Consider the following 8,439-nt stretch of genomic DNA (forward strand, 5'->3'; position numbering starts at 1 on the left):
CCGACCGGGGATCTTGTGGCATAGATGAATGAGGGAGCTGTAATGAATAGAAATGATGAGGATGGCGTTTCTGATACTGGAGATCCAGGTTCACGGGGCATGATTGACGAGGGTAAAGACAGGCTGCTTACTGCCCGCGGAAACGACCGGAGGTGAAGTGGACCCCGTTGTCAAGACAGAAATACGACGAGTTTAAGCACCTCTGTTTCAAGTCCTAAGTTGCCTAAGTCACAAGTCCCGCGACAGATCACGATCCCGCCACAATTACCGTGACAGTCACATTAGTGGCTGTGCGACTCGTCGATCTCCTCGACCATCGCCTTGCGCAGAATCTCATTCAGGCGGGTCTGATAGCCCTTGCCTTTCGACTTAAGCCACAGCATCACATCCGAATCAATCCTCACCGTGGTGGAGGTCTTGGTGGGGCGGTAAAACTTCCCCCGCACTGCGTTGTTCCAAAACGCATCCGTCAGCGCCGGAATATCGCTGTAGTCGATGGATTCATCTGGCATCGTTGCCAATGCCTTTAACTCGGCCTGTTGCTCCGCCGTCAGAGGCGGCAGGTTGTTTAGGTCAACCTCATAATGAACGATTTTGCTCATAGCACCTCCTCTCTTTCGGTTCAGCGCGACGTACCGAAATTATACGGATAACTTCCGTGCCGTCCTCTTCATCCCGGACGGTATGGGCCACCAGAAGCAACAAATAGCCATCAACAAGTCCCAAGGTCTGCCAGCGGCTCTCCTTATTCTCGATACGGTCTTGCTTAACTAGTGCGAACGGATCCGCAAAAACACGAATAGCAACCTCAAAACTGATACGGTGCTTCCTGAGATTACTCGCCGCCTTGGCAGGGTCCCATTCAAATCTTGTTTTCATACGATAATGTTACTACATTTTTGTTTTTAACGAGGCGGATTCGAGTGCAACCCGATGACCGCTTGGTGAAGCACACCGTCTTTCCCAAAACATCTCAAACGGTATCTCGTTTAACCAATTCAGACCACAACGCCCCCACATCCGGCAGGCGTCTGACATAGCCGATGTTCTTCGGAATTTCAGGCACCGGCTCATCGGCTCCACGGGTCCGCTTCCACTCCTTCCTCGTGATCTCCCACAATTTCTTCACCTGCTGACGGACCCCGGCAAACCCCGGACTTCGGTGTAAAGTATGGATGATCTGGTCGAGTATCGCATCCTGTTTCAACCGGATGACCTGCACGATTTGGTCGTGGAGTTTCTCAAACTGCGGCTTTTCATAACGCCAGGTCAAAACCGGGGCTTTCGCTCCAGGTTTTGTGATTCGCACCAACTCATAGTTGGAATGCCTGATCCGTTGTTCGTGAACGGGACGCCACAACTCCGACCGGTCGAGATCTTCTCCTGGCCAGCACAGCAGCACCCAGTTCACCATCCCGGTCTTGTCATCGAGGTAGCCCAGCCACCGTGTCACGGTTTCCCCGGACTTGCGGGCCTGTAGATCTGACCGGCGTAACAGGTTCACCTTGTACCGAGCCGCAAACTTGGCCACCAAAAAAGCCACCTTCTCCAAGCGGGTCGAACCCTGAATGTACAACCCCGCTCCGGCTCTCACTCCATCTCCAACCCGCTGCATCCATACCGTCTTCTTGGTGAAAATATAGGGGTTTGTTGCAGCCTTACCACGGTATGCACTGGTGCGGTTCTGACCCGGTTTTTGGTCAGTATGGTTTTTGGGTTCATTGGTCATGATGCAGCAATAATACTACGAAACCGGTAATGGTGGCACGGTATAAAGAGATTCCATATGTTTTTGACGAACAAAAACAACCAGGGTATGATTACCCCGTCACAGGCCGGCCAAGCCTCGATACATCCTGCAGCACCGTGTCGTGGCCGCCAAGCCAACGACACTCAAATCACCGGGGCGGTGTTGCCCCACGACTGAGACGCCATCTCAGTCAGTCCGGTGAAGCGTGGTGCTTGTAATTAAGCTCGCCACGCTACGACGAGCGCTTGGGGGTGTAATCCCCCTCTCGACTCATTCCGTTCCGCCACAACTTAACGTGGCTTTTGAAATTGGGCGACAGGGACACGGGCCAACGGAGGCGGCGCAAGCCAAAACCGGAAACCCTGCTTGAAGTGAAATCGGGTGAAAGTCCCGACCAGGGCAGATACCGCAAGGGTCTGACCTGTGCTGCACACGCAGGCTGTCATGGTGCGCGTAATCGCATCGGTTCGAGCGGAGAAGTCTGACTCGAACGGCACCTCGGGAAACCGGGGGTCACTGCATAGCTTAAGCGTGTAACGGCGTCCCTCGAGGATGCTGTGCAGAGTTACATCAAGCCATTAGCCAGCACAGCTGGCTAATCGGTAGCACGACGAAGAATCAAACCGGGTAAGGGAATTGCTTTGGAATCTCGAATCCCTGAAACCAGATAATCTGGGTAAGCGTAGCGATGGTTTGATTTGGAGTGCGGTGGCGTGACGTAGCGTAGTAGCTAATAGTTAACCTGGGAAGCGCCGACCCCAAAACGATTGGCAATCGTTGCAGTATTGGGAGGCGTGGGAGATTAGGCGAGAATTAGGCAGTAATGACTAATTCGATTAGGTGTCGAAACCGAGGGCTGAACCGATGTTGGTCCAAGGAAGTACCGAAAGCCTGAACCGGACAGAAGTGATTTTACCGCAGGGATGCGGCGTGTCGGATATACGTGACAAAGACGGGGTTTGGCGACCCCGTGATTCCGTGAGACTGGTTTGGCGACCAGAAACACGCCCACAGGTGGCACTGTGGGAGTTGGGCTAGCACACAGTTGGCGCAGAACATCGCACAACGCGGACAAGGGAGCCTGCTTTTGCAGGATTTTGGAGTTTAACCATTGAGATCGCTCCACGCAGCACGGGGTTGTGTCCCGGACCTGTAGGACGCGAGTACGCGTTTTTTCAAATCGTTCGCTAAAAACGACCCTAGCGACCAAACACATTTGGTCAGGCCACACAGCTAAGCTGTGACTTGGGGCCACATCGACCGGGCTATGTCATTAAACTGGCTTCACCGCTCACCCTTCTTGGGGTGGGCGGTTTTTTATCTGATTTTGTAACTGTAACTAAAATAGTTGAAACACACGCCCCCAGGGGGGGGAGATCATCGATCCCCACCTATTTCATAACGGTTGCATAATTCAATCAAAACCCGTTTGACGCCAAGAACTGAAGTCTCATCATGACCTTTCACAAAACCGGCCAACAAACCTACCAGAACGCCCGTAGACGCGTTTTTCTCGTTTCCTATGGCCTCTGTAGCCTCAGCCTGTTTTCTCGCCCTGTAGAGCCTCTGGCGCAGTCTTGAAGGCATCGCCAAACCATCCCTGGTCTTTGCAGGTCGTCCTGGCTTTCTTTTTGTAACAGTGACAGAATCCATAGCAACCCCCTTAATGTTTCGTAACGGTGACAAACCCATAATAAAGTAACTGTTACTAAATATCAAGGATTCCAGGAATGCCGGAATGATTGTGATCCCGCGCCCCCCGGGTGGGCTCTCTGGCTGTCCACAATCGCGTAGGCGCTTATGCGGACCTTAGGCTTGCCCAAAGGAGCCAGAGAAGCCCACAGGCTCCCCACGAGGCTTCTAAAGCCTTCTGACGCGCTTCGCTTGCCAAGAACTTTATCCTTCCTCGCCAAAAACCCCAGATTGGATTGACGGTAACTTGTAGCAATCCCCTAATTACGGGTTTTGGGAGAGGGGGAACCGCCCGAAGGGTGGGGAGAGGGCGAAGCCATCTCACAGGGGGGCGACTTCGCGACCGGAGCAAAGCGGAGGGAGGACGGGGGGGCAGTAGCCCCCGCGAAGGTGAAGGTAATGACAGTTTTGATGGGGGCCGCCGACCCCCCAGGGACAGTTCTACCCCCAAAAAATCATAAACCCGCTGTTATCGATATGGCCGGTTCACCGATCATCGGCACAGGCCCGCTATCGCGGGCTTTTGTGCTTTTACCCGGACTGCGCGAAAAGCCCCGCCCTGAACGACGGGGCTTTTCGCGCAGTCCGGGTAATCCTGCCTTGAAAACGTGGGCTAGGTCGGGAAGAGTTTTTCCGTTAAAGACTTTAAGATTTAAAGTTAAATCGCGCGCGCGCGTTACGGTTTTTGGAACCCCCGCCGATATTGGCTTTGCGGGGCGGTTCTGCATCTAAAAGCACGAGTATGGGTGCATCTAAAGGCACGTGGTAATTCACAGTTTAGTGCATCTAAAAGCACGTGGTAATTCACAGAAATAGTCGACATATCCACAGCCAATCGAACACGTGCTTTCACGGACGGTTGGCCATCTTAAGACCGCCAAAAAGATCTGCAATCTGAGCCTTTGTGCCATTCTGAGAACGTGCATAGAATGTCACCGTGTCACCTTCAGAGTCGAATGCCACACGGTAGTCTGGCAACTCATTGGAGTCGGATAATTTCTTCACATCGCCCCGGAAATTGCGCAGAGGCGCAGCACTGCCGCTCTTCTCATGTAGCGTTTTAACGGTCACCCTCCACTTCGACTGTGCGCCGCAGTGCTTGCGGGCCAGTTCGTAGATGCGCCGATCTAGGGGCTTGCGTAGCCGGAAGTAATCGCGGCTGAGCGTGAGCACGTGATGAGCCTTAACCGACCGCCAGAGCCAATCCGGTAACGTCACCTCAACAGCCACCATGCGTTCATCGTGGTTGCGTTCAATGACACGCCACGAGTCCACCAAACCGAAACCCGCCCGCTCCCGCTGACCGTCTGTGGCTAAGTTCGTTTCGATGCGCGTACCGCTGAGTCGTGCCAAGGCATCACCCAAGCGCTCATACGCCCGCCCGCTTGTATCGCGGTTCGTTGTTACAAGGAAGTCGTAGGCCGTAAATCGCACCACGCGCCCAACATCCTCGCGACCCCTGTTGATTGCCTCAACCAAGTGGCTAATACAGTAGATCCACACATCCTTGTCGTGGATCGTCGCGCAGCCATCATGCCCAGGCTTGACCGTTACGATTGAGCCAGTCCGCTCATAGGTACGCACCCGCTTGTCGCCTGCCTTCAGGGCGAATAGCGGATGTTCCATGCTGGTCATATCGTCTTTCGGCACAGTGTCGAGGATGTCCGCCACAAAGAAATCAAGTTGGCGGTGCCGACTTGGCACTAGGTGGGCCATTTAGTGCCCGTGCACATTCTTGTGAACTTTCACATACGCGCGCAAAACAGCATTTATACGGGTCTGGTAGCGCCTCCCAGTGTCCTTGAAGAAGTCAATTACGTCCGAATCAATGCGCAATGTGATTTGCTTCTTCACCTCCGGGATTGGCGTACTAGCCACCTGCCAAAAAGCATCCGTCAATTCCGGGGCATCGCTGTAATCGATAGCCTCGTCAGGCATGGTGGCCACTGCCTCAAGCTCGGCGCACTCTTGCGCCGTCAGGGGTGGAAGGTTGTCTGGGTCAAGGGTGAACTTGACGATATTGCTTTCGCTCTTTCTCATTGGCTTTTCTCGCTGAACATTTGTCCGCGCATTCCCCTTCTTAGGCGATTTCCACGCCAGTCTTACGCCAAGAGGGGGTCCCAAGCGGACGGTTTGGTTTACAATGCTCCTACCGCAAGCACGGAGTACCTGGCCAAAACCAGGAGCGGTAAGTATCTGCTGGAAATAGGGGCGGAAGACTCCGAATTTACGCCTGGTGAGATCGCGGTAAGCCGCCTGGGTGGCAACATCCCTGCGCTCTGGTCGTCGACCCAGGAAAACCCATCTACAACTTTGTTGTTTAGATGAGGGAGACTTCATACTCACACCGTGCTTGGCTTTGTTGCTCTCTGATTTTGTTATATCCCAATCAAAATTCATTGTGGTTACATTTGTAGTTCCCACGATAGTACAGTTTTTTTGTTGATTGTGCAGGTAGTTATCGTTTGCGCTTTGCTACCTACAAATCGTACGCCAAGGTGTTAGGGTCGCTTCTCGCAAAGAGAGAAGGCTCAGGCAGCTTCGAGCACCCTCATTTCGATGTGAAGCCCGGCAGCCGTCGCCATATTCACCAGAGCATCTAGGCCAAACAGGTTGATCTTGCCGCGCATCAGGTCAGAGACACGCGGCTGAGTCACACCAAAGAGCTTGGCGGCCTGCGCCTGGCTCATTTCGGTACGGGTAAGGTGGTTCTTCAGCGCCGTCAGCAGGAGGGAACGTAACTTCATGTTTTCCGCTTCTTCAGGAGTGTCCTCGATGGCGTCCCAGACGCTGGCAAATCGTTGGTTGCTCATTGGTCTAACTCCTTCAATAAATCGCGGTAACGCTTGGCAGCCAAGTCCACATCGGCCTTGCTGGTCTTCCCTGTCTTCTTCTGGAAGCAGTGAAGCACGTAGACGGCATCGGCGAACTTGGCAACGTAGAGGACTCGGAAGGCCCCGGCAACATCCCGAATCCGAATCTCTTTCACGCCTTGGCCCACGGTGTTCATGGGTTTCCAGTCGTCCGGTTCCTGACCATTCTGTACCTGGTCGATCTGATGGCCTGCCTCGCGCTTGGCCGCGAGCGGGAAGGCGCGAAGATCATCAAGGGCACTGCCCTGAAACTCGACGGGCTTAGGATTTGTCATGCCCAAATTATACGAAGTTTTGTATAACATGGCAAACCGGCTTTGGGGGCAACGGGACAGCCAACCGGCTTAGCGTACGATTTTTACATTTTCTAATAAGACGACAAATAGCGCCCGAAATAAATTACAAAAACCACCATTTCCGCTTCTTCGTGGTCTCTGATTTATTCTCAATCAGCCGGACAGCGGAGGTCAAATCCTGTACTTGTTGCCACAATTTAGCCTCCCGCTCCTTCGCTTCACTAAGCTGTTCTTCTCTTACCCGTAAAAGCGTCAGAACGCCTTTAAGTTCCGTTTCCATTGCGTTGTATTCACTGTCTTTTTCTACTGTCCGATCATGTCCTAGTGTGTCCTTTTTGCTGTCTGTATCGGCCTGTCCTATTAATTTGCCAAAAACCCTCAAAAGTTCAGATATATCAACCTCTGGCTTGCCTGTAGTACTGTTTTTAATTACGGACAGTTTTCCCTTTTTTATGTATGTCGCATACAGGACAGATCTGCTTTTTCCAACCAACCTCGCGGCTTCGCTAATTGAGACGGTGGCCATCAAGTTAATCCTCCATGTAGAACGCGAAGTATAGTCGCGACTTTGCTGTCTGTCGCACGACAACACGAACTCACCAAAAACAAACCTACTCGGTTCTGGCTATGGCGCGATAAAGGGTTGTACGATGAACGCCTAGCAACTTGGCGACTTCACTCACAGTATGGTCGCCTTGGTCAATCAGTTGGCGCGCATGTTTTACCTGGACGTGCGTGAGGGTAGGCCGTGGTCCGAACTTCACGCCTCGCGCCTTGGCAGCCACGCGGCCACTCCTGGTGCGCTCCACAATCAGGCTACGCTCAAACTCCGCAATTCCGGCGAATACGGTCATCACCATACGCCCGGCTGGGGTCGTGGTGTCGGCCCACGGCTCAGCCAGACTACGCAGACCCGCACCGCCAGACTGGATATGCTCGGCAATATCCAGCAGATCTCGGGTGCTACGCGCCAGACGGTCAAGACGTGTGACAGTTACAATATCACCGGGGCGCAGGTGATCAAGCATCCTGGCCAACTCCGGGCGGTCGCGCCTGGTGCCCGTGATCTTCTCCGAAAATATCTTGGTGCAGCCGACTGCGTGCAGTTCTGCTCGTTGGTTAGTTAAGTCCTGGTCGTCGGTGCTGACGCGGGCATAGCCCAGCAGAAGCCGAGAGGGGATAGGTTCAGTGGTTCCGGTATCGGTCTTGTCGCGCATGGCCATCCCTCTGTCGCGGATTATGGTGCAAGTATTTTCTCACTTGCAACCAAAACCTACAACAGGCCGGAGCCAATAAAACCGGGGAGGGTTAAGTTGTCGCAGGACTTAGGACTTGTGCAACTTCTGACTTGAATCAGAGGTACTTAAATTCGTCGTATTTCCGTCTTGGCAACTGGATCCATACCAACACCTCCTTATGGTGGCGTATTATGAGAAAAATAGCCGGTGGATCGCGATTCAGTGCTGGTGACAGGAGACAACACAGATGGTTGAGGCGACAGAAACTCTGAAAGACACCGGGGTCCTCTGAGTTGGGGCGCAGTGGTGGAACTTCCCTGACCTGCCGCAGTGACTGTCCACTCTGCTTATCAGTGTTTATAGACCCTTGAAAAACCTCGCTTTTTTTGCTGTGATAGACTGACTGAGGAAGGTATCTTTTTTATGGTATAAAACATTGACTAATCTTTTGTTTTTGAGAGAAAATGGCCGATGGCCGATGGCCTCTGGTTCGGGAGGCAACATCGGGTCGGGGAAATGATTTGCCATTGGTGCGTTGGCATGCATTTCCTGAGCGTTGCCGTATCCATCGATCACTGATTTATGGCAAC

Annotated in this window: 11 protein-coding genes; all 11 read right to left on the minus strand. The window is 53.1% G+C overall.

The annotated features are described in order from the left end of the window. Positions 1–281: 281 nt before the first annotated feature. On the minus strand, positions 282–602 hold the full coding sequence (locus IV91_RS0104360; RefSeq protein ID WP_031596330.1) for a BrnA antitoxin family protein: 321 nt from the start codon (positions 600–602) through the stop codon (positions 282–284). Beyond that, the gene (locus IV91_RS0104365) at positions 580–879 is read right to left on the minus strand and encodes a BrnT family toxin (protein WP_031596332.1); all 300 of its coding nucleotides are present in this window, start codon (positions 877–879) and stop codon (positions 580–582) included. Before IV91_RS0104365 ends, IV91_RS0104360 begins: the two co-directional genes overlap by 23 nt. Positions 880–973: 94 nt before the next feature. Next, entirely contained in the window at positions 974–1,729 is a 756-nt protein-coding gene (locus IV91_RS0104370) for a hypothetical protein (protein ID WP_031596334.1), read from the minus strand. Between the two features lie 1,398 nt (positions 1,730–3,127). Beyond that, positions 3,128–3,403: a hypothetical protein gene (locus tag IV91_RS0104375; protein ID WP_031596335.1), complete on the minus strand. Its 276-nt coding sequence runs from the start codon at positions 3,401–3,403 to the stop codon at positions 3,128–3,130. Positions 3,404–4,291: 888 nt separating this feature from the next. Further along, positions 4,292–5,158 carry a replication initiator protein A gene (locus IV91_RS0104385; protein WP_035417133.1) on the minus strand — a complete coding sequence of 289 codons (867 nt, stop codon included), beginning with the start codon at positions 5,156–5,158 and terminating at the stop codon, positions 4,292–4,294. Beyond that, positions 5,159–5,482, minus strand: a complete 324-nt coding sequence (locus IV91_RS0104390) for a BrnA antitoxin family protein (RefSeq protein ID WP_031596340.1) — start codon at positions 5,480–5,482, stop codon at positions 5,159–5,161. A 491-nt stretch (positions 5,483–5,973) separates the two neighbouring features. After that, positions 5,974–6,255 (minus strand): helix-turn-helix domain-containing protein, encoded by a 282-nt coding sequence (locus IV91_RS0104395; RefSeq protein WP_031596342.1) that lies wholly within the window; start codon positions 6,253–6,255, stop codon positions 5,974–5,976. Next, a complete protein-coding gene (locus tag IV91_RS0104400) occupies positions 6,252–6,590 on the minus strand; it encodes a type II toxin-antitoxin system RelE/ParE family toxin (RefSeq protein ID WP_031596343.1) in 339 nt (112 codons plus the stop codon). Before IV91_RS0104400 ends, IV91_RS0104395 begins: the two co-directional genes overlap by 4 nt. Before the next feature lie 124 nt (positions 6,591–6,714). Continuing rightward, on the minus strand, positions 6,715–7,137 hold the full coding sequence (locus tag IV91_RS0104405; RefSeq protein WP_031596344.1) for a hypothetical protein: 423 nt from the start codon (positions 7,135–7,137) through the stop codon (positions 6,715–6,717). Positions 7,138–7,222: 85 nt separating this feature from the next. Beyond that, a complete protein-coding gene (locus IV91_RS0104410; protein WP_051862064.1) occupies positions 7,223–7,828 on the minus strand; it encodes a recombinase family protein in 606 nt (201 codons plus the stop codon). Positions 7,829–8,206: 378 nt separating this feature from the next. Beyond that, positions 8,207–8,439, minus strand: a 233-nt coding sequence (locus IV91_RS18360; RefSeq protein WP_160171521.1) for a hypothetical protein, incomplete at its 5' end; no start/stop codon positions are given.

This window comes from Ferrovum myxofaciens (assembly GCF_000735045.1).
Lineage (GTDB): Bacteria > Pseudomonadota > Gammaproteobacteria > Burkholderiales > Ferrovaceae > Ferrovum > Ferrovum myxofaciens.

Coding starts and splice junctions, on each gene's coding strand:
- IV91_RS0104360 (WP_031596330.1), bottom strand. CDS start 602: ATGAGCAAAATCGTTCATTATGAGGTTGACCTAAACAACCTGCCGCCT.
- IV91_RS0104365 (WP_031596332.1), bottom strand. CDS start 879: ATGAAAACAAGATTTGAATGGGACCCTGCCAAGGCGGCGAGTAATCTC.
- IV91_RS0104370 (WP_031596334.1), bottom strand. CDS start 1,729: ATGACCAATGAACCCAAAAACCATACTGACCAAAAACCGGGTCAGAAC.
- IV91_RS0104375 (WP_031596335.1), bottom strand. CDS start 3,403: ATGGATTCTGTCACTGTTACAAAAAGAAAGCCAGGACGACCTGCAAAG.
- IV91_RS0104385 (WP_035417133.1), bottom strand. CDS start 5,158: ATGGCCCACCTAGTGCCAAGTCGGCACCGCCAACTTGATTTCTTTGTG.
- IV91_RS0104390 (WP_031596340.1), bottom strand. CDS start 5,482: ATGAGAAAGAGCGAAAGCAATATCGTCAAGTTCACCCTTGACCCAGAC.
- IV91_RS0104395 (WP_031596342.1), bottom strand. CDS start 6,255: ATGAGCAACCAACGATTTGCCAGCGTCTGGGACGCCATCGAGGACACT.
- IV91_RS0104400 (WP_031596343.1), bottom strand. CDS start 6,590: ATGACAAATCCTAAGCCCGTCGAGTTTCAGGGCAGTGCCCTTGATGAT.
- IV91_RS0104405 (WP_031596344.1), bottom strand. CDS start 7,137: ATGGCCACCGTCTCAATTAGCGAAGCCGCGAGGTTGGTTGGAAAAAGC.
- IV91_RS0104410 (WP_051862064.1), bottom strand. CDS start 7,828: ATGCGCGACAAGACCGATACCGGAACCACTGAACCTATCCCCTCTCGG.